Here is a 21,954-nt window from a genome sequence, read left to right as displayed (position 1 = left end):
TATAATTGATGTTTTAAAAGACTGGGGAAAAAGGAATCCTTACTTCCCCCAGATATAATTAGAATTATAAATTTTCTATAAATCAGATTCCCAGATCAATACTATAAGAATGAAGTTGCCGAGGTAATACAGTAACATCTACACTCATCCATGTTTCAGGAGTAGTCAACGGATCTGTTGGATCTACTGGATTTTCCGGCTCCTCTACACCTGGTACGTTTGGCCTAGGATCGGGATTCAATGGTTTTTTAGGACCATTCGGATTTGATGGATCTACCGGTTCTCCTTTTGGATTATTCGGATCTTCAGGGAACAATGGATTCCAGTTAGTTCCTAAATTTTTAAATCCTGTAATATGGATATGATATACATTATTTCTTACAACCGGAGAATTATACCATGTAGGAATATTATCAGGATTAACCCATGCATAATACAATACTTTACCTTTTACATATCTTGCTACAGTTTGTCCGGTTACACCACCTTTGCCTGGTGTTACAGCATTTGCAGCGCTCACATAAAATTTACCATTCGCTCCTACGAAGAAGTCATCACCTGCTGTATAAGTTTCTCCGTCAGCAAAAGCCGCAGCAGAAGGAGTGAATTTAGCTCTGATAAGAACATATGCAGTGTTACCCTTCTTGTAACCGGATTCATTTCCGGCTCCATAGGCGTGAGTGTTTGGTAGGATAAATTTACCGGATAAGCTAGCTTCTAATTCATCAGTTATAGCCGATGATGGATTTGTTGCATAGTCACTCATAGTAGCAACATTAGTTCCTCCAAACTGAGTTGTTGGATCATATTCTTCGAATAAACCTGAGTAATCATATTTCGAACTGGAACCTGTAATTTCGGTACCCCAATATTGAGCATCGGTAGTTGGTACCCATCCAAAATTAGGTGTTGCGAAATCAGCTTTACGTTGAAGATAAAGAGAGCTTTCTCCTTGTGCCAATACCCATTTGATTTCAGAAATTGTACCTAAGATGGTAGAACCGTTTCCTGCAGGAACATCATAAGTTAGTCCTTCTGTGGATACCATAACACGTCCAACAGTTCTTTCTACAACTAGACTAACACGGTTTTTAGGAGATGCAGCGGCAGTAGTTTCGGCAGCAGAGACATTATTAACGACATCAATTGTTTTAGGTTCAACACAAGTCATTAGAATTTTCTCGTCTGTTGTTCCATTTTTTATAGCTAATTTTTCGGCAGAAGTACTTACAGTTGTACTTGTACCCGAATTAGCTATATACAAAGCAGCTTGAGCATATGCATTCTCGAATTCAGCAACAGGTGTTTTAGCCAAAGCATTTTCAACCTCTGTTGTTCCATTTATTAATACATAAACCTTTTTAACTCCGGCAGTTGTTTTAATGGCAGCCGATTCTTGAGGAACTAGAGTCACCTGCCCACTTATTACTTCTTTTTTATAATCCGTTCCTACATTAAAAGATTGAGCAGTTACGGAAGCACCGTCAATAAGATAAATAGCCACTTTGGTAATGTCATCTCTTCCCGCCCATTCTCCAATCAAACGATAGTCGTCCGGTAAACTTTTTCTTGTGTTCGAAGACATACTAAGAGTGATACTAACATTTGTAGTAGCCTCTTGTTCAGTAGGTGAATTTAAATTATTATCATCGCTACAGGCTGTAAAAGCAAGCCCTAGGACTAGTACAGCTATTAAGAATAGTTTTGCTTTTTTCATTCTTTTTAAATTATTACGTCATGTTTTACTTTCTGAAATTTTACAATTAAATATTTTGCTTATATTTATTTTATATTGATTGCTTTTTGTAGTGTTTCAAGATTTTTCTTTCCATCGACGCTGCCACTATCGGCTGCTTTTGCAAAATAATCTAAAGCTTTCTCTGTATTTCCTTTTAATATATAGGCTACACCAAGGTTATTCCAAGCTTTAGGATTACGTTCTATTTTATTTAGACGGTCAATTGCAGCATCTAGATTTTTACCTTCAATATCTGCAGCGGCAGAGTTCATTATAGCGATATCACTTTCAGGATACAATCTTACTGCAATATCAAACACTTCTCTAAATTCTTTACTGCTAGTTGGATAGCTATGGGCTACCAGATACATTTCATTCAAACTAAGTAGTTTTGGGTTCGTTTTAATAATCTGTCTGGCTTCTTCAACATTAAATGGACGGACAACATAAGCAATAGCATATTCTGTACGGCGTAATGGAGGATAATATTCGTTCAATAATGTACGGTAGGTTTCTCCATTCGATAGCCTCTTTAATTTTGCATCGCGAGCATCAGGGTTTGAGGTCTTATCTATTATGTCTAAAATAGCTTGTTTATTAGATAAATTAGATGCAAAAACAGCATTTTTCAACCCTGCCCAATCTTCTCCAAAGCCCTCCACAGTAAATTTATTGCGGGTGATACCAAATTTTGTAACAAGATAGTCGGCAAAAGAATTAGCCCTGTTTTCTGATAGTACTTTGTTATGCTCAAATCCACCTTCGGGAGAAGCATATCCTGCGATACTAAATTCAGTTATCTGTAGATCATTATTGTTTTGTATTTCGCCAATAACTCTGTCTACTTGATCGAACTCTCTCTGATTGTTTCCAAAATCACGAAGTAGCTCATAACGATCGACAATATAATTAAATGTTGCAGTATGTCGGTCTTTTCGAGCTTTTACCTCTACTTCAGGCACAATAAATGAGAGTTGATAAGATGCTAGATCTCTTTTTGGTAGTATGTTTTGTGCTATTAGCTGATCGTCTGATACGGTATAACAATTTGCACAACCAGAGGTTGTTCTCAACATAGATATGGAAGCATCGTCCATCCATGCTCTGTAAGGTACAGATACATTATAGTCTACGGATTGAGCTGTGTTGTTATTTCTTTTTATTATAGTATTAGGCTCAGTACTAAAACGAAGATCTTTTCCGAATGCGCTGTTACGATTCAATATTTTATTTCGTAAGCTCCCTGTAACAACGACAGGAGGGAGGCTTAGACTATCCAGTTTGTTTTGATTAGACTTAAGTATTGGAGTTAAAATAACCATGTCATTTCTATTTACATGTATTTCATCCAGAATGACATCCATTTTAATAGCAACTTTATTATCTTGTTTAATAAAATGCTCTCCAGATATTTTAACTTGCTCGGATTGTGCTTGTGAGTGTACAGGTATTATAAATCCTGCCAACGATACAAACAAATATATTTTTAAGATTATTGTTCTTTTCATGAATCTTTATTTTAAGAAATAAATAAAAGATAGGCCTAGCTTGGTTACTCCCCAATAATTATAATTTCCTTCATCTAACTTTGTACCGCATTCTTCGCATGGATACTCATCATAATGAATACGAGCATAACCGGCTCCGATATTGAATTCAAAATTCCAACGGTTACTGATTACCCATTGATAACCATAACTTATACCGCCTCCGTATAGATAACCTTCATACCTTTTATCTTTAAGGACATCTAAACGTCCGATAGGAATATCCCAGCCTCCCACATTGAATTGAGAAGCATGTGCGTGTATTCCTAAGAAATGTCCGTTAAATGATTCACAAAACCACCAACGGTATTCGGGTTGAACAAGCCAATGCTTAAAATTCTTATTATCGGAAAAAGAGAATACATTTAATCCTCCGCCAATTTCTAGCGTACTCTTTTTACTTAAACCAACTTCTAGCCCTAAGTTAGGCGTTGTGGTTGCCCAATAAGCTAGATTTGTTTTTATAGCTATTTCCTGACTTTTTACAACAGTAGAAAAGCTAAAAAAAATCAAAAAGGCTAAACAGGCACTTCTTAATTGTTGATAAATATTCATTTTCTTGAGATATATAATGACCAGTGTTTTGTTAATAAACTCGAAAGGCATTTCCTGTAATTTTATAAAAAATAAAACCAATTAACTCTATTTCTTTACTGTTATAGCAACATTTATCCCTACAGTTTGTCTCTAAACCGTGTTTAATATAAAATTTGCGCATATTTGTAATCTTTTATTCTATTATTTGTAGCCACTATTTATTTGTATTTCATAAAATTTAGAAAATCTTTATTGAAAATTAAATAATTAAAAGGCTGTTTATGTTATTTTGCTTTGTACAAATATCTATTTATATAACTTTATTATATGTGCATTTTTGTAGAATATTGCAGTTTTTGGTTTCTAATTTCCATGTATTTTTACATTGTTATACCATAATGTGATGCGAGTTAATAGTTAAAATGCAGAAATTGTTGTTTTATTTATTTAATTAATATGTAAATGCATTTTATGATTCTTTAATACATATATGTATTTTAATTTATTTTATAAATAGTTCAGATAAAGTGAAAACTTATTTTGCTGAAGAAAAAATGTCACAAAGTCAAATTACCTCTAATTATTTTAGAGGCTTTTCTACTATTTTTTAAAGTTAATTGTTATATGTTAGTTGGTTAGCTGGATGGCGGTTACTTAGTATTGATATGTGTAAATGAAAAACACCTTACACTATTATTTATAAATACTGTGCAAGGTGTATGTTGTCAATTTTAAATTGTATCTGATTTTCTTTTCGTTTTTTGTATATATATAATGTCGAATTAAGGATGTATAGTATTAATAATATTTTTTTGTTCTTTAAAAAAATTGTGCCTTTGAATTTCTCCGCCAAAAGTAATAAGGGTAGAGTATCTTTTTAATGATTCAATCCATTCATTATGGACATTTCTAATGTTTTTATTCTGAGAATTCATACCACTGATTCCATAAATAGCGAGATGTGCCAGAGAGATACCATTACCTTCAAGTAATATATACGATGATTCAATATCTACATTTGATAAATAAAGGAATAGGTCTGCTTCGTTTGCATATTGTCCTGATACAGTATATGTATATAATTCGTTTAACAAATCGTTTAATTCATCTTTTAAAGAGATTAAATCATGTTCATCTAGTAAATTGAGATTATAGAAATAATTGATTTCTCTAATAATAGACGAGAATATATCATGACTGATGATGACGCTGGAATGTCTTATTTTTTTAGTTCCGAAGTTAATATTTTTTGAGTGTTAAAAACCTCTTTATCAATAATAAAGTCTTTGAATGGTAGAGGTTGACTTTTCTTAATTTGATAAGCGTATTTAAAAAGCCTGAGCTTTGATAAGTTTTGATGATGTAAATAAAATAGATAAGGCAGGTTGCTAAAAGCACACTTTAACACAGAATCTTTGGTTTTGTTTATATTCTTGATGATTTTGATATCATTCTCCAATGTTTTGGTATATGCACTGTTTATCTGGTTTGCATCTATTAAATTAATCTCAAAAATAGCTTTCTCATTTATTTGGGACCCAATAATATTATCAACCGAAAATGATAAAGTCTTGGCAATCAATGAAACTTCGTCAAAAGAAAAGCGAACTTCTCCTCTAAGTCTTCTATAAACCGACTCTTTACCAAGACAGAGGATGTCTGCAAGAACTGAAGCTACTTTTTCTTTGTCTGATTTAGTTAGTGTTTCTTTTTCTACAATTACTGTTCTGATGGCATTAATTAGTTTTTTATGAACTGTGTTATCTATTTTTGTCTCCCTCACATTATTAAAATCTAAATTATTCATTTTATTTCCTCTATAATATTAGTATTTAGTATTTTATCAAAAGAAAAAAGTGTGTTTTTATAATCTCAATGCCTAAGTTGAGTTAAGACTTAAATGTTTGTGACTAATTAAAGTGTATTCTTTTGTTTAATTGCAAAAATACAGATTGCTTAATGATGTGTAGTTTCATTTTTTGAGTATTATACACATGTTTTTTTCTAAAATCCTATTATTCTTAAATTTAAAACCATATTGTATTATTTATATAATCCGAATTCGTATTTAATCTATTTATATTGTTAAAAATGCATTAATCGTTGTTTTATGGGGTTTATGATGCAAATATTGACTTTGAAAAAAATAAGGATTTCTTTGTTTTTATAATATTAATAATTATAGAAGGAAGATGATAGATAGAAAGCGATGATTTCTTCTGATTGTTTTTTACCAGATAATGGCTACTTTGTTGATACAGTTTAAGAATATGAGCTTGTTATTACTCATAATTGGTCAAGATATACCCTAAAAAAGCCAAATAAGAGATTTTTTAAGCTTTAATAAGGTTTTCCTACAATTCACTATACCATATTGAGGGAAAGGGTATTGCTATGCACACATACATAATCTCTTAATATACATTATTAAGATTCACTTTCCGATAAAAAACTAACCCTTTTATACTTCTTATTTAAAAACAGCAACAAAAGAATAAAAAAAATAGGACTTTATTGTATCTTTTTGAATTGTTTATATATAAATATTATTTATTAGTATCATACATCTTTTTGTTTGTGATCTATGTCCTTGTTTGTTAGATTTTTATTATTTTTTTTTTATATGGTGTCTGATTAAATTGTGTACAATGATGACTGTTGAGTATCGGCGTAATTGATGCGTTAATATCGTATTACAAATAAAGGAGCAGAAAGATTAACTCCTTCTGCTCTCTTATTAAAAATAGATCCTATATTATTTGTTTTATATATACTCTGAAGGTTACTCTTTCTCAAGAATAACCATCTCTGAAAACCTTTTTATTGCCTCAGCAAAAGACATTTTCAGGCTAATATAGTTTTGAGGTTGATATATATTCTGTTTAAGAGTATAACCAGCATTTATTATTATTTTATTATTCTCTTTTTGTACTGTATATTGTATTGAGACCAGGTTGTCATCTACAATATAAGGTGATGGTAAATAATTAATCTTATACCCTTCAGGAATATTTATTTCAGATCGATAAAAATCACTTTGCATGTATATCATATCTACAGGTAATGTCCGCTTGGTTTGCTTAAAAGGGTTATCGCTGATGGATAGGTTGCAAAATGGATGAATAAATAATTTATCCGATAAATTTTCGAAAGAAGCATCAAATGCGAAAGAGAAAACAAAAGGTTTGTCTAAGTCATCATTTTCATCGATATTGATATCGCCTTTTACATCAATATTGTTATTGCTTTTCAATTCTTTTTGCAAATTTTCTGTTTTTCCTAGATATGTTGAACGATAATTATATGCTTTTTGTCCTCTCCCGGCAAATCTGGCTTTTACGTTCATTTTACTTTCTTCCGGAATAATATCTAGAATAAAATTCTTCTGTGAAATGGAAAGTTCTTTTTGTCGGATACTAACCCATTCTTCAGATTTAGGTTTTACTACAAGCCCATTTACATTGAGGCAGCGTTCAGGAAGATCACTATAGTAAAGTAACGGTTCGGTGGCGTCGAGATAATATATTTTTTCTCCAATTCTCACTAGTACTATTGTATAATTAAAGAACTGTTGAAAAGGATGAGATAAGCTTATCGATCCGTTCTTTCTTGTACTTAATATTATAGGATATGCTTCTAGTCCCGCAGAACGGAGTAGCCCGGTTAGAAATAGGTTTATATTGGCAACATTCCCCGTTTGTTTTTTTATAAAATCGGAAACACTATATTCACTGAGTTTACCATAATTTCCATTCCAATTGTATTTTTCTTTTACATATTTAGTTATAGCCTCCACTTGTTCCAGAGGAGTCTTACTTGCTATATCTAAAGTGGACAGTATTTTTTTACTTTCTTTTTCACTATTCTTTATGTACTTTCCAAAATCATTATCTTTCAAGAAATCATCACACATAGCAGGCCAGGTAGTCATGATTTCTTTGCTGCCTCCTCTTGGATAATATATTTTAGATAGCTGGAAGTAAAGACTTATCAAATAATCCTGTTCGGAAGTAATATACTCTTCGTCTTTAAATGCGGGAAGGTTTTTTAATCCAAACTCATATTGCATTTCTTTATAAACTAAATGACCAAAGCGAATTTCGTCATTTAGTGGTGTTGCTTTATACTCGTCAAATTTATTTATACTTCTTAGTATATATGTATACTCATAATATGGCATAGCTTTATATTTTAATTTGCTATAAACAACAGGTATTTTCTTTTGAAAATCCCATTTTCTCATGTTAAAAAAGTAAGGAGTCGTAATTAGATATTTGTATTCGATTACCGAACCTTCGCGGACATCAGCTAATGCGACCTTTTTTATACTTAGATTATTGCTAACCTTTTCTTCGTATATGTTTTTAGGATCGAGAATTGTTTTTGTTAATTGTCCTCCTTCCATGTTGTATGTTATGGCTTCTATTTTTTCGATAGACTCCCATTCTCTATTCTCTGAATAGTAAGGTATTTCGAAGTTTGCGTATTTTGTGCCTGCTTGTTTCAGTATTTTAATTTTTACTTTACGTTCCATCGATAACAAGAATCCTCGAGATTCGTCTGGTCTGAAATAATAATCGCCCAAGTCGTATATAACAACAGCTTCGGCATCTTTATCTTGCTCATATTGTGACATTGACATTTCATACTGTGTGACTTTTCCGAATTCTTGCGAATAGTTAAATTGAGAGTATCCACTTATAATAGATATTATAAATAGGATAGAAGCTGTAATTGTCTTTTTCATATGTACTGTAGGTATATTTTTTTTAGTTCATTATTCTTTACAGTCGTTATAAAATCATAGAATTCTTTATATTCAATAAGGTTGTATCTTCCCGATGAAATCAGTATCGATTTATATATATAAACTTCATTGTTTTTTTGCTTATAACTTATAGAGTATTTTCCATAATCAGATTCCATATTTATATCTTCCGGCAATTTTACTTTTTTGTCATCATGTAAGGAATAGCAAATAGTATCTTTATAAAAACTTGGATAATCTATTTGGAGATCACTTTTTCGTGTATCAGGTGTCTCATAGGTAGGTATCTCTATAGAAAAAGTCTCAATAATTAAGTTGACCCCATATTTTTTCAATAAATTATGAAACTGACACTCAGCATTCAGCTTTATAGAGGGATTGTCAGAAGCTGCCTTCTCTAAATTGAAATCAATGAGATCGTATGAACCTGTCAAAATAGTATTTCGTATATATTTATCAATCGTATTTTTATTAATATCGGAAGCCAGATAGATTAGATTTTCATAATTGTCGCCTCTAGCTGTTGATGTAAGTTTTATGTTAGACGTTTTGAGATCAACAAGAATCGAACGGCTGCATAATATATCGTTTGGGTTTAAAGGTGGAATGTTTACAAAATGGCTGTTATTCTCATCAATAAGTAAAGCTTTGCGAGCCTGAGTAAATGCCCCCATGTATCCGAATGGCGTATTTTTTGAAGTACACTCAAGGTAAACCGTATCTTTTTCGAAAGGAATTGTAAGAATAGCATGATTGAATACCTGAGAGGGGAAAGTCGTATCTACGTCAACTATTTGTCCTCCTGCAAATATTAATGTGTAATATGATTTTATTCCGGCATATTTGAGCATTGCCTGCATGTAGTTGGTCAGAGCTTTGCAATCTCCATATTTGTTGGTAGAAACATAGCTGGCCGGATATGTTTGCATTCCTCCTATATTGATGCTAACGTTTATGTAGCGAGTATAATCCTGTAGATATTGATATAAGATTTTTGCCTTTTCTTTATCATCTGTTACGCCTGAGAGTAACGAGTTTATCTTTGCTTGCTCTGGTGCGGGTAGGATATCTCTGCCTCTATTTAATCTGTATACCCAGTTCCCAAATGATTTCCAATTCTCTTTGTTGCCCTCTACTCCATATTTGAAATTGATTGGAGCAGCGTGTATTATGGGAGCTTCGGTATTGTTTGGTGAAGCATTTAGTTCTTTTGTTTTAAGAGGTCTATAATTATATTTCCAAACATATCTGGTATTATTGTTTATAGTATCTATAGCCGGAGCATCTGTGTTTCTTTGTTTAAATGTAATAGGCAGACCTATTGGTGCTTCAGCGACAAGTTCTCCTGAGATTATAGGTGTCCGTGAATTTGTATAATTGAGAGAGGCAAGACTAAGAAATTTAGAATAAATTACTCTGAACGAATAGACAATTCTGTAAGGATATTGATTGTGTTTCAGTTCAAAAGTTTTAACAAAATCATCTTCGTATAAAGAGATATTTGAAATAGAGCTTCTGTCTGTTATTTCTTTATTCTTTAATTTTCTTACAATATTGCCCTGCATATCTTCTATCCAGGCATCTCCCACAGAAACTTTATCGCCTTTACTATAGTTGATAAGTATCTCGGCATCATGATCGCCCATTCTTTCATTAATCTGTAATATAACAGAATCTGTTCTTATCAATTTGTCACCTTTGATTTGGTTATAACTTTTATACTTTATATATTCACTTCTGAAATCTTGAGATATAGCAAAAAGAGGTATTATATATAAGATTACAATTGCCACAAATTTCATGATTAACAAGCTAAGTAAGTAAATTAAGATTTGTTTGTAAATGTATAAAAAATGTGAACGCAATATTGAATTTTTGTTGATTTATGTAACAAAATGTATTCTTCAAAAATTATACTAAAAAGGGTAAGTAATACTAATAGTTTTTTTAACTTTGTATCCCTAAAAAAGGATATTAACACACCATGTCTTTAGAGAAAAAAATTAAAACCGCATTAGTCTCAGTTTATCATAAAGATGGCTTAGATGAAATTTTGAGAAAGTTAGATAGTTTGGGAGTTCGCTTTGTGTCGACAGGTGGAACCCGAAATTTTATAGAGTCGCTAGGCTTCGCTTGTGATGCAGTGGAAGATGTAACAGGATACCCCTCGATTTTGGGTGGACGAGTTAAAACATTACACCCTAAAATATTCGGAGGTATACTCTGTCGTAGAGAACTTTCGGAAGATATGAAGCAAATAAAAGCGTACGACATACAAGAGATTGACCTCGTTATTGTAGATTTATATCCTTTTGAAGAAACTGTTGCTTCAGGAGCAGGAGAACAAGATATAGTTGAAAAAATAGATATTGGCGGTATATCATTGATTCGCGCCGCTGCAAAAAACTTTAAAGATGTAGTAATTGTAGCTTCAAAGAATCAATATGTTCCTTTAATGAGTCTTTTGGAAGAAAAAGGCGGAAAATCAGATATTACAGATCGTAAATTCTTTGCAAAAGAAGCGTTCTCCGTATCATCGTCATACGATACTGCGATCTTTAATTATATGGATAATTATGAAGGATCGGCATTTCGCTACACAGAAGATGATGCAATGCATCTCAGATATGGAGAAAATCCGCATCAGAAAGGGACTTTTTACGGAGATTTCAATGCGATGTTCGATCAATTACACGGACGTGAAATATCTTATAATAACTTGTTAGATATCGAAGCTGCAATAAGTTTGATCAGTGAGTTTGACGAAACCACTGTAGCTATATTGAAACATAATAATGCTTGTGGTATAGCTTCGAGAGAAACAGTAGTTGAAGCATGGAAAGATGCATTGGCTGGAGATCCTGTTTCTGCTTTCGGTGGAATTATTATAAGTAATAGAAAAATAGATAAGGTAGCAGCTGAAGAAATAAATACCATTTTCTTTGAGATTGTAATTGCTCCCGAATATGATAAAGAGGCTTTAGAAATACTAGAACAAAAGAAGAATCGTATTATTCTGGTGCAAAAACAGCCTTTAGAGGGAACTAAACAATTTCGTTCATTACTGAATGGTGTTTTGGTTCAGGATAAAGACCTAAGTATACAAGCTGCTTCAGATTTGAAACTTGTTACAAACAGACCTTTACAAGGAACTGAAGCTGAAGATTTGCTATTTGCGAATAAGCTTGTAAAACATACGAAGTCGAATGCTATTATTCTGGTTAAAAATAAGCAACTTTGTGCAGGTGGTACAGGACAAACATCTCGTGTTGACGCTCTCAAGCAAGCGATAGAAAAGGCCGATGCTTTTGGCTTTAAGCTTGATGGTGCTGTAATGGCTTCTGATGCCTTTTTCCCTTTTCCCGACTGTGTCGAGATCGCAGGAAATGCAGGTATCACAGCTGTGGTTCAACCGGGAGGATCTATAAAAGACAACCTATCAGTAGAATATTGTAACGAACACAATATATCTATGGTTATGACGGGAGTGCGTCATTTTAAACATTAAATGTAATTGTAAATAAGCAAATATAACATCAATATGGGATTATTCTCTTTTACTCAGGAAATTGCGATGGACCTTGGCACTGCCAATACTATCATCATACATAACGACAAAATTGTTGTCGATCAGCCATCAGTAGTGGCTTTGGAACGTAAAACAGGGAAAGTCATAGCTGTTGGAGAACAAGCCCGACAGATGCATGGCAAAACCCATGAGGATATAAGAACAATCAGACCTCTGAAAGATGGTGTGATTGCTGACTTTACGGCTGCGGAACAAATGATTCGCGGGCTGATAAAAATGTTCAATAACAAAGGACGTTTATTTGCTCCGTCATTAAGAATCGTTATTTGTATCCCATCTGGAAGTACTGAGGTTGAAACCCGTGCGATCAGAGACTCTGCAGAACATGCCGGAGGTCGTGATGTTTATATGATATATGAGCCGATGGCTGCGGCACTTGGTATTGGCCTAGATGTGGAAGCACCGGAAGGAAACATGATCGTTGATATAGGCGGTGGTACAACAGAAATTGCTGTAATTTCTCTTGGAGGTATTGTGTCTAATAAATCAATAAAGATTGCAGGTGATGACCTTACTGAAGATATTCAGGAATACATGGGACGTCAACATAATATCAAAGTAGGAGAGCGGACAGCAGAAAATATTAAAATAGCAGTTGGTGCTGCTTTGACAGAATTACCTGACGAGGATGTGCCTGAAGACTTTATCGTTCATGGCCCAAATAGAATGACATCTTTGCCTATGGATATTCCTGTATCATATCAGGAAATGGCTCACTGTCTCGATAAATCTATTTCTAAAATGGATTCGGCTATCCTAAGTGCTTTAGAACAAACACCTCCGGAGTTGTATGCTGACATTGTTCGCAATGGTATATACCTTACAGGTGGTGGCGCATTGCTGAGAGGTTTGAGCAAACGTTTCTCTGATAGAATCGGTATCGCATTCCATGTAGCAGAAGATCCGTTACATGCTGTTGCCAAAGGTACTGGTATAGCCCTAAAGAATATAGAGAAGTTTAACTTCTTGATGAGATAAAAAGAGAAGTGATTTCTGAACAAATCGCGAATCATAACTATTTTAATATAGATAATTACAGAGAATGCATAACCTAATCAATTTTTTAAGAAAAAATAGCCATTGGTTTGTGTTTATTTTCCTTGAAATAATCTGTTTTTATTTTATATTCAGTAGCAACTCTTATCAAAAGAGTATATTTTTTAACTCTTCCAACGAATTTACTGGAAGAGTTTATACTATTTCAGGAAACGTGCTGTCTTATTTTGGATTAAGATCGGAGAATGAGGAGTTATTACTGAAAAATGCAGATTTACAGTCTCAAATTGCAGAATTGAAGGACTATATTTATGATCTTGAGAATGATTCCTTAAAGACAAATGCATTTATTACCGACTCTCTGGGCACTAGACAAAAAGAGCCGCATATTATAGCTCGTGTAGAAAATAACACTATATCACAGATTTATAACTTTATTATAATCAATAAAGGGAAGAAAGATGGAGTACAGACTGATATGGGGGTAGTTTCTCAACAAGGTATAGTTGGTGTTGTTAGGGATGCTACTTTAAATTACGCTGTAGTTCAGCCTGTATTAAATCCTCATAGTAGATTTAGTTGCAAGATATTAAACTCTAATACAGCAGGGACTTTAGTTTGGGAAGGTGGAGATCCTCGATATGCAAGCCTTACTGAATATCCTAAATATGAGAAGGTAGAGAAAGGTGATACTATTGTAACGAGTGGTTTTTCTGATATCTTCCCCGAGGGTATATTTGTAGGTGTAATTGAAGACTATAAAAGTGGAACGAATGATAATTTCTATTCTTTAAAGATCAAATTATCAACAGATTTTGGATCATTGAAAAGAGTTCTTTTACTGAGTGGAAAAGATGATGAGAGAAAAGAATTGGAGCAAAAAATAAAAAATGTTCAAGAGCAGTAATATAAAGTATATAATAATGTTTGTACTGCTTGTATTATTACAAGTATTGGTACTAAATCGGATTTCATTTCTTGGATATGGAGTCCCTTTTGCGTATGTATATTTTATAATAAAACTGCCTATCCGCTCTAATAAAAGTTTAGTTATCTTTTTAAGCTTCTTAATCGGATTTGTTATTGATCTTTTCTGTAATACGCCGGGAATAAATGCCGCAGCTTCCACTTTTGTGGGGCTTGTTCGCTGGCCTGTACAGAAGTTATTCTTTATGGTTGACGATTATGATGAGCAAACCCCGAGATTGTCTTTATTAGGAGGTGCATTTATAAGATATGCTATATTTTTGACACTGATTCACCATATTGTACTAATTTCGATTGAATCTTTTTCATATTTCAATTTGGAAATACTTTTGCAACGAATTCTTTTGTCTACTTTACTAACATCATTATTGGTGTTTGCATTTGAAGGTTTATCTTTTAAGAAGAAAAACTCATGGCAAAAAACATCTTAGACCTATCTAAAAGAAAATATGTACTAGGCGGAATAGCCTGTGGCATAATTCTTATATATATAATTCAACTTTTTAATTTACAAGTGCTTAATCCTGAATATAAGGATTTTGCAGATGGAAACGCATTCTTCAACAGGACATTATATCCTGCGAGAGGAGTCATTTCTGATAGAAAAGATCGAATACTTGTATATAACCAGCCTACATATGATATAGTATATATACCTCGTGAGGTACAGCCATTTGATACCCTCGACTTTTGTAAGTCATTGAATATAACTAGGGAGCAGTTTGATAAACGCATGAACGACATAAAAGATCGTCGTTTGAATCCCGGATATTCGTCATATACAATGCAAACGTTTATGACTCAACTTACAACTCAAGAGAGTGGTTTATTACAAGAGAAATTGTATAAATTTCCCGGTTTCTTTATTCAGAATAGGACATTGCGGCAGTATAACTATCATAATGCGGGCTTATTGCTAGGGTACGTAGCAGAAGTAAGTAGAAGTCAACTGGAGAATGATCCTTACTATGTAAGAGGTGATTATGGTGGAAAATCCGGGCTTGAAGCATCTTATGAAAACTATCTTAGGGGAGAAAAAGGGATAGAGGTTTTATTAAGAGACGCTCACGGACGTATTCAAGGGCGATATGAAAATGGAAAGTTTGACAAATCACCCGTATCGGGAAAAAATCTAACACTTTCTGTAGATATAGATCTACAAGCATATGGAGAGTATCTTCTTCAAAACAAAGTTGGATGTGTTGTTATGATCGAACCTTCGACAGGAGAGATATTATGCTTGGTTACATCTCCTACTTATGATCCTTCTATGTTGCTGGGGCGTAACTTTAGTAAGAGCTATAAAGAACTGGAAGATAACCCTCTTAAACCATTATTTAATAGGGCTATACAAGGGATGTATCCTCCCGGATCTACTTTTAAACCAACACAGGGATTGATTTTCCTCCAAGAAGACATTATTACTTCCAATACATTATATGCGTGTGCAGGAGGGTATCCGCCACTGGGTGGTCGTCCCAAATGTCACCCTCATGGTTCACCACTGTCATTAGTTCCTGCTATTGCAACTTCTTGTAATTCATATTTTTGTTATGGATTATCTGCGATGTTAGGAAACAGAAAAAAGTATAAAAGCACTGTTGAAGCTTTTGATATTTGGAAAGATCATATGGTAGATATGGGATTTGGTTATCGCTTAGGTGTAGATTTACCTTCTGAGAAGAGAGGTTTTATTCCTAATGCCAATTTCTATAGCAGAGCTTTTAAAAGAGAGAATTGGAGTGCTTCCAATGTTATTTCTATAGCAATAGGTCAGGGGGAAATAACAGCTACCCCTTTGCAAATAGCAAACTTTGCCGCAAGTATCTCTAACAGAGGATTCTACTATGCGCCACATGTTGTGCGTCAGATACAAGATACGCCTTTAGACAGTATATATACACATCCTCACTATACCGGAATAAAAAAAGAATACTATCAGTATGTAGTAGAGGGGATGGCTCTTGCTGTTACAGGCGGTACATGTAGAGGAGCTAATATACCTGATATTGAGGTTTGTGGTAAGACTGGTACAGCCGAAAATCCACATGGTAAAGATCACTCATTATTTATGGGTTTTGCTCCTAAAGATAATCCGAAGGTGGCTATTTGTGTTATTGTTGAAAATGCAGGATTTGGTGCTACATTTGCTGTTCCTATCGGACGTCTGATGATTCAGAAGTATCTGAAAGGAGAGGTGCCAGCTTCTGATAAATATATTGAAGATAGAATCGCAACTACGACAATTTTGCCCCAAACATTTTTTAATTGGAATAGGGCTAATAAGAAGTATGATGAGTTTTCTCAGCCTGCGGTATCAAATACAGATGGTGCAGTAGATGAAACATCTATAGAACCATTTTCATTAAACCCTGCTGAAAATCAATAATAAGGAATGTACAGAAGAGAAGATGAACATATAAAAAGCAGTATAGACTGGTTTACCATCGCATTATACCTGATTATGGTATTGTGTGGATGGCTCAGTATATATGGAGCTAGTTATCAATACGGAAGCACTACTAGCATGTTTGATATATCGGGTAGAGCCGGTATGCAATTGGTTTGGATTGGTACATCGATTGTTCTGGGTTTCATAATATTAAAACTGGATAGCAACTTATACGATATATTGGCTTATTATATTTATATAGCTTTTATATTACTTCTTATAGCTACTATATTTCTATCTACAGACATCAGAGGGTCTAGATCGTGGCTTAAAATAACTGACTCGGTGCAAATACAGCCTGCCGAGTTTGCTAAATTTGCAGTAGCTTTAGCTCTGGCAAAGTTGCTGAGCACCTACAACTTTAAATTACTCACCCCTAAAAATCTGATAACAGTAGCGGGACTTATTCTTCTCCCTATGTTGCTGATCATCATGCAGAAAGAGACAGGTTCTGCGCTTGTATATACAGTCTTCATATTAATGTTATATAGAGAGGGATTACCCGGAATTATTTTGTTCTTGGGAATATCAGCCATTGCATTTTTTGTAATTGGACTCAAATATTCGGATACAGATATAGGTATAATATCTACAGGTGAGTTTGTTACTATAATTTTAGTTATACTGATCTGTGCCGCATTATTGGTAAGTTATAGGCAAGATAAAGTAGCAGCTCGTAATATTATATTGGGAATGCTTGCGTTATTTGGAATTCCATATCTGATTTCGCTACTGAATGTAAATATTGATTTTGGCATTATTTCACTAATCGCTCTTGGTGTACTTGTCGTATATCTTTTGGTTCTGGCGAAGAAATATTGGTCGAAAGTATATTTTCTGACAGCCGTTTTTGCTATTAGCAGCCTTATATTCGTCAGCTCAATAGATTACCTTTTCTCAGATGTTATGCAACCCCACCAACAGATGCGTATAAAAGTCACTTTAGGGATGGAAGATGACCTAATGGGAGCGGGGTATAATGTGAATCAATCTAAGATTGCAATAGGCTCAGGAGGGCTTTTAGGAAAAGGATATTTAAATGGTACTCAGACTAAATTGAAATACGTTCCCGAGCAAGATACTGACTTCATATTCTGCACAGTAGGAGAGGAACAAGGATTTGCCGGATCGGTGTTTGTTCTTTTATTATTTTTAGCATTGATTCTACGTTTATTCTATCTGGCAGAGCGTCAAAAAAGTACTTTCGGAAGAGTTTATGGCTATTGTGTTGCTTGTATTTTTCTCTTCCATGTGATGATAAATATAGGAATGGTAACAGGTTTAACCCCTGTTATAGGAATCCCTTTGCCTTTCTTTAGCTATGGAGGTTCTTCTTTGTGGGGATTTACAATCCTTCTATTTATATTTCTGCGTATTGATATGGCAAGAAAACGTAGATAGAAATTATAGTGTTTTGTGCTTTCTCAAAAATGAAGCTAACTGTTCGTAGCTACTAATTTCTATTTTTATTGTATTATACTCTACTATAACTTGTTCAGACGATTGAACTTCAATTCGGAATATAGCATCATTCAAATCCTTAGTTAATGAGAATCCGTTTCTTTCTAATATATTTTTTGTCCAGTGGTGTAATATTCCATCTGCTTTAAGATAGACCTTTCTATTGTTGGCTCTTCTTGGTAAGAAATTGCCTGTATATCTGTCGAATACAACATTATCTCTTTTGAAGAAATCATCTAATGTACCTGACAATACGATGTCTTCAGTTACTCCTGTAGTCAACCCCTTTTCTCTTGATAATAGCCAAAGACGGTCGGCTAGGAGCAAGGCCATATCAATATCATGTGTTGATAATAATATTGTCTTATTTTGATACATTGCCAGATTATGGAGCAAATTCATAATCTCTATACGGCTTTCAATATCTAGAAAAGCTGTAGGTTCATCCAGCAAAACGACAGGGCACTCTTGCGATAAAGCTTTGGCTATCATAGCTTTTTGCCGCTCTCCGTCAGACAATTCTGCTATATAAGAATTAGCCTTATGTGCTATCCCTACATCTTCCATTGCTTTCTGAACAATTGATTTATCATTCTCTGATAATTGACCGAAAAATCCAGTGTAAGGATAACGTCCCAGCTCAATAAGTTCTTTGACAAGTAATCCTCCGGCAGAAGTTTTATCAGTTAAGACTAGGCCTAATCGTTGAGATAATTCTTTTTCTGATAAAGATGAGATGCTTTGATCCTCGAAAAGTATATCGCCACCTTGCGCTGGTTGTGATGCACTAATTGTTCGTAATAGTGTCGATTTTCCGGCACCGTTAGCTCCTATCAGACAAACAAGTTCTCCTCTATATAAATTGAATGACAGGTTGTTATAAAGAATATTATTATGCTTAGATTTAGCATAGCCAATACCAATATTTTGAGCCTTAATTACTACTTCTGCATTATTCATAAGTAATCAGTATAGTGTATTCAAAAAAAGTGAGTAATAATTAGTTTACATAAGTAAACTATTTGATATTCAGTGAATTAATTTTTAAACTTAATGAAAATATTGTATTTTTTTCTGATTAAGAATTACATATATTATTACAGGTGCTCCAAAAATAGGAGTTATAGCATTTAATGGTAGTACTCCACTGGCCCCCGGTAATACACAGATCAAATTGCAAAGCAAAGCCATTGCCGAACCAATTAGTATGGTAATAGGCAATAATGATTTATGGTTTGATGTTCCCAATATTAATCTGGCTATATGTGGAACTGCTAGTCCGATAAATGCTATAGGACCACAGAATGCACAAGTTATTGCAGTTATCAGTCCTGCACAGAGTAATAGTAGAAAGCGAATAAATTTTATATTTACACCTAAGTTTGCTGCATATCTTTCTCCTAATAGCAGAGCATTTAAGGGCTTGATTAGTAAGATAGAAAGGAGTAAGCTAACACAGACAACGATGCAATAAAAAGGCAATTGCTCCTTTGATACTCCCGAAAAATCTCCCATACCCCATATCATGAACGAATATGCATCTTCGCTAGTACTCCAGAACTTCAAAATAGATATAATAGAAGATGTAAGATAACCAACCATTATACCAATGATCAGTAACATAACATTATTTTTGATAATAGATGCGAATCCCATGATGATAGCTAAAATAATAGCTGCACCAATGAAAGCACCAAAAACGATAGTCATTGAGTAAGACAAATTAAATCCATTTACCGATCCGAAGCTATTTCCTATTAAAAGAATTACTATTGCTACTCCCATGTTTGCACCCGAACTGATACCTAATATTCCCGCATCAGCCAGAGGATTGCGAAATGCTGTTTGCAGCAACAAACCCGAAACAGCAATTGCTCCTCCTGTAAATAGAGCCGTGATGGCCTGAGGTAAGCGAGATTCGAGTATAATATAGGTCCAAGCTTGTTTCTCAACTTCATTTCCTTGCAATATTTGAAAGACAGCTTGCGACGGTATTGATACAGAGCCTAGAAATAGACTTAAAACAAATAGTATAAATATACTTATAACGAATAGAACACTATATGTAAATCCTTTGGACATAAGTACTGAATGTATAAAATAGCCCCTCGTTGTAGGAGGGGCTTGAATATTTTAATAAAGAACTTTATATTTATCTCCGGTTTCCTTCACTACCCGCTCATAGAAATCTTTAGGATATCCTACTCGCTGTGGCGAAGATGGTTTTCCATGTTCATTACGGATAAACTCACCATCTTTTTCTTTGCGGACAACACCATCCATATATTTGATGACTAAGAACTCCCCAAGTTTTTTCCATTTTTCAAAAGCATACTGTGCTTGCTTCTCACTATATTTAGTTAAGAATTGAACTGCTTGTTCCGGCGATTTCTTATATAATTCTAATGCCTCCTTTTCAGTACTATTTTGTTCAGCTAAGAACTTTCCTTCTAATTCATCCTGTACCTTTTTCAAATCAGGATGCATATAGTCGTATTTATTATATACCATATTTGACACCCAATTCTGAATCCAAAAGCTTGATGTCCAAGAGAATGTATACAAATCACCATTACCTTCACGATAACATTCAGGTACCTCTGTTACAGAACAATACATTGGTGTAAATACAGTTTGAGCAGCATCATCTGTTCCAAACCATAATACTCCACCGATTGAATTTGGTAGCCATGAACGCATCTGAGATGTAAACACAAAACCTGATTGTTGAGTTGCAATAGGGCGTTCGTTACAGTATTCTACAGAATCTACTTTCCAAGTAAGTGGAGCCCAGCGGTATGGAGATTTGAAAGGACCGGCTCCAATATCGTTAGTCCAATCTAATTCTGTTCCTTCGTAATGGTCTCTCATCATCCCTTGTATATCAGCAAGAGATAACTTCTTGTCAGGCTTGATATAAAGAGGCATTGGTTCTTGAGTTTTTCCTTGTGCATAGGTCACAAACTTAGCCATGTCTTTATTGCATTTGTTGAAGAAACTCCAAACGCGAGCTTCACAAAAACGCTGACCTCCAAAATCCAGGGGATTATATACCTTAGAAAAGCTAAAGTCTTCATCTTTACCAGTATAATAACCTTTCTCACGGGCAAAAGAAATAACATCTTTTGAGTAAAGGCAATTTTTAGGATCTTTTAGAGGAAATTGATGTATACGAGATTGGTTTGCATGGGCCGAAATGCAGTCGTCAGGTATACGTACAGCTACCCAAACAGCTCCTTTGTTTCCCTTACCTTTACCAATCATCTCCAAAACCCATATTTCATTCGGGTCACCTATCGAAAATGATTCTCCTCCGCTATAGTAGCCATATTCAGCAACAAGGTCAGTCATTATTTTAATAGCTTCTCTTGCTGTCTTGGCTCGTTGCAATGCGATATATATAAGACTTCCATAGTCGATGATACCATCCGGATCAGCCAATTCTTCACGTCCGCCAAAAGTTGTTTCGCCTATTGTCACTTGATACTCGTTCATGTTACCAACTACATTATATGTTTGGCTAGCTTGTGCTATTTCTCCTAAATATTTTCCGGAATCCCATTCATATACTTTTAGCATTTCTCCTTGTGAGTATTTTTTGGCTGGCCAATGGTACAACTCTCCATATAGAGCGTAAGAATCTGCCGAATATGTTATCATTGTTGACCCATCGACAGACGCATATTTGCCAACTAAAAAATTTGTGCAAGCAAATATGTGAATCTCGCAGAGAAAACAAAATAACATGAATAATGATATTTTCCTCATAGAATTATAAATTATTGTTATATAAGCGTAAAGATACTTCAATTAATTTATTCCTGCGATATGATTGTATCATTTTAATAAAGATGTATTTCATAATGTATTTCTTTCTTG

15 protein-coding genes are annotated in these 21,954 nt (G+C 34.1%); 6 read left to right on the top strand and 9 right to left on the bottom strand.

Going from position 1 to position 21,954, the window contains the following annotated elements:
* Nucleotides 1-82: 82 nt before the first annotated feature.
* The 6 genes from BGO84_RS17660 to BGO84_RS17635 all read right to left on the bottom strand — a co-directional run bounded on the left by BGO84_RS17660 (nt 83) and on the right by BGO84_RS17635 (nt 10,392).
* A complete protein-coding gene (locus BGO84_RS17660; RefSeq protein WP_291031119.1) occupies nt 83-1,717 on the bottom strand; it encodes an Mfa1 family fimbria major subunit in 1,635 nt (544 codons plus the stop codon).
* 65 nt (nt 1,718-1,782) lie between these two features.
* Nucleotides 1,783-3,246, bottom strand: a complete 1,464-nt coding sequence (locus tag BGO84_RS17655) for a DUF3868 domain-containing protein (RefSeq protein WP_291031116.1) — start codon at nt 3,244-3,246, stop codon at nt 1,783-1,785.
* Between the two features lie 6 nt (nt 3,247-3,252).
* On the bottom strand, nt 3,253-3,840 hold the full coding sequence (locus tag BGO84_RS17650; protein WP_252637454.1) for a DUF3575 domain-containing protein: 588 nt from the start codon (nt 3,838-3,840) through the stop codon (nt 3,253-3,255).
* A gap of 1,201 nt (nt 3,841-5,041) precedes the next feature.
* Nucleotides 5,042-5,629 carry a helix-turn-helix domain-containing protein gene (locus BGO84_RS17645; RefSeq protein ID WP_291031113.1) on the bottom strand — a complete coding sequence of 196 codons (588 nt, stop codon included), beginning with the start codon at nt 5,627-5,629 and terminating at the stop codon, nt 5,042-5,044.
* A 975-nt stretch (nt 5,630-6,604) separates the two neighbouring features.
* A complete protein-coding gene (locus BGO84_RS17640) occupies nt 6,605-8,569 on the bottom strand; it encodes a DUF3857 domain-containing protein (RefSeq protein ID WP_291031110.1) in 1,965 nt (654 codons plus the stop codon).
* On the bottom strand, nt 8,566-10,392 hold the full coding sequence (locus BGO84_RS17635) for a DUF3857 domain-containing protein (protein ID WP_291031107.1): 1,827 nt from the start codon (nt 10,390-10,392) through the stop codon (nt 8,566-8,568). The genes BGO84_RS17640 and BGO84_RS17635 overlap by 4 nt, the downstream gene beginning before the upstream one ends.
* Before the next feature lie 182 nt (nt 10,393-10,574).
* Here BGO84_RS17635 and purH point away from each other — a divergent pair, with 182 nt between their 5' ends.
* The 6 genes from purH (at nt 10,575) to rodA (ending at nt 18,015) form a co-directional block, all read left to right on the top strand.
* Entirely contained in the window at nt 10,575-12,098 is a 1,524-nt protein-coding gene (gene purH / locus BGO84_RS17630) for a bifunctional phosphoribosylaminoimidazolecarboxamide formyltransferase/IMP cyclohydrolase (RefSeq protein ID WP_291031105.1), read from the top strand.
* A 33-nt stretch (nt 12,099-12,131) separates the two neighbouring features.
* On the top strand, nt 12,132-13,157 hold the full coding sequence (locus BGO84_RS17625) for a rod shape-determining protein (RefSeq protein WP_006843992.1): 1,026 nt from the start codon (nt 12,132-12,134) through the stop codon (nt 13,155-13,157).
* Between the two features lie 64 nt (nt 13,158-13,221).
* Nucleotides 13,222-14,082, top strand: a complete 861-nt coding sequence (gene mreC, locus BGO84_RS17620) for a rod shape-determining protein MreC (protein WP_135106054.1) — start codon at nt 13,222-13,224, stop codon at nt 14,080-14,082.
* Nucleotides 14,083-14,098: 16 nt separating this feature from the next.
* Nucleotides 14,099-14,593: a rod shape-determining protein MreD gene (gene mreD, locus BGO84_RS17615; RefSeq protein WP_228093915.1), complete on the top strand. Its 495-nt coding sequence runs from the start codon at nt 14,099-14,101 to the stop codon at nt 14,591-14,593.
* Complete coding sequence (gene mrdA, locus BGO84_RS17610) at nt 14,575-16,551, top strand: penicillin-binding protein 2 (protein ID WP_291031103.1); 1,977 nt, start codon at nt 14,575-14,577, stop codon at nt 16,549-16,551. The genes mreD and mrdA overlap by 19 nt, the downstream gene beginning before the upstream one ends.
* 6 nt (nt 16,552-16,557) lie before the next feature.
* Entirely contained in the window at nt 16,558-18,015 is a 1,458-nt protein-coding gene (gene rodA, locus BGO84_RS17605; RefSeq protein ID WP_135106059.1) for a rod shape-determining protein RodA, read from the top strand.
* 3 nt (nt 18,016-18,018) lie between these two features.
* On the opposite strand, the gene BGO84_RS17600 is transcribed toward rodA, so the two are convergent.
* From BGO84_RS17600 to BGO84_RS17590, 3 genes are all read right to left on the bottom strand, one after another.
* Nucleotides 18,019-19,035 (bottom strand): ABC transporter ATP-binding protein, encoded by a 1,017-nt coding sequence (locus BGO84_RS17600; protein ID WP_291031101.1) that lies wholly within the window; start codon nt 19,033-19,035, stop codon nt 18,019-18,021.
* A gap of 90 nt (nt 19,036-19,125) precedes the next feature.
* Nucleotides 19,126-20,157 (bottom strand): iron ABC transporter permease, encoded by a 1,032-nt coding sequence (locus BGO84_RS17595; RefSeq protein ID WP_291031099.1) that lies wholly within the window; start codon nt 20,155-20,157, stop codon nt 19,126-19,128.
* 51 nt (nt 20,158-20,208) lie between these two features.
* Entirely contained in the window at nt 20,209-21,843 is a 1,635-nt protein-coding gene (locus BGO84_RS17590; protein WP_291031096.1) for a C69 family dipeptidase, read from the bottom strand.
* Nucleotides 21,844-21,954 lie beyond the last annotated feature (111 nt).

The organism is Dysgonomonas sp. 37-18, assembly GCF_001899125.1.
In the GTDB taxonomy this organism is placed as follows: Bacteria; Bacteroidota; Bacteroidia; order Bacteroidales; family Dysgonomonadaceae; genus Dysgonomonas.
Note: the sequence above shows the minus strand (reverse complement) of the source record. Positions and strands in the feature narration are given on the sequence as shown.

Bases quoted from the DNA above. Each gene is read 5' to 3' on its own strand.
- BGO84_RS17660 (WP_291031119.1), bottom strand. From the start codon at position 1,717: ATGAAAAAAGCAAAACTATTCTTAATAGCTGTACTAGTCCTAGGGCTT.
- BGO84_RS17655 (WP_291031116.1), bottom strand. From the start codon at position 3,246: ATGAAAAGAACAATAATCTTAAAAATATATTTGTTTGTATCGTTGGCA.
- BGO84_RS17650 (WP_252637454.1), bottom strand. From the start codon at position 3,840: ATGAATATTTATCAACAATTAAGAAGTGCCTGTTTAGCCTTTTTGATT.
- BGO84_RS17645 (WP_291031113.1), bottom strand. From the start codon at position 5,629: ATGAATAATTTAGATTTTAATAATGTGAGGGAGACAAAAATAGATAAC.
- BGO84_RS17640 (WP_291031110.1), bottom strand. From the start codon at position 8,569: ATGAAAAAGACAATTACAGCTTCTATCCTATTTATAATATCTATTATA.
- BGO84_RS17635 (WP_291031107.1), bottom strand. From the start codon at position 10,392: ATGAAATTTGTGGCAATTGTAATCTTATATATAATACCTCTTTTTGCT.
- purH (WP_291031105.1), top strand. From the start codon at position 10,575: ATGTCTTTAGAGAAAAAAATTAAAACCGCATTAGTCTCAGTTTATCAT.
- BGO84_RS17625 (WP_006843992.1), top strand. From the start codon at position 12,132: ATGGGATTATTCTCTTTTACTCAGGAAATTGCGATGGACCTTGGCACT.
- mreC (WP_135106054.1), top strand. From the start codon at position 13,222: ATGCATAACCTAATCAATTTTTTAAGAAAAAATAGCCATTGGTTTGTG.
- mreD (WP_228093915.1), top strand. From the start codon at position 14,099: ATGTTTGTACTGCTTGTATTATTACAAGTATTGGTACTAAATCGGATT.
- mrdA (WP_291031103.1), top strand. From the start codon at position 14,575: ATGGCAAAAAACATCTTAGACCTATCTAAAAGAAAATATGTACTAGGC.
- rodA (WP_135106059.1), top strand. From the start codon at position 16,558: ATGTACAGAAGAGAAGATGAACATATAAAAAGCAGTATAGACTGGTTT.
- BGO84_RS17600 (WP_291031101.1), bottom strand. From the start codon at position 19,035: ATGAATAATGCAGAAGTAGTAATTAAGGCTCAAAATATTGGTATTGGC.
- BGO84_RS17595 (WP_291031099.1), bottom strand. From the start codon at position 20,157: ATGTCCAAAGGATTTACATATAGTGTTCTATTCGTTATAAGTATATTT.
- BGO84_RS17590 (WP_291031096.1), bottom strand. From the start codon at position 21,843: ATGAGGAAAATATCATTATTCATGTTATTTTGTTTTCTCTGCGAGATT.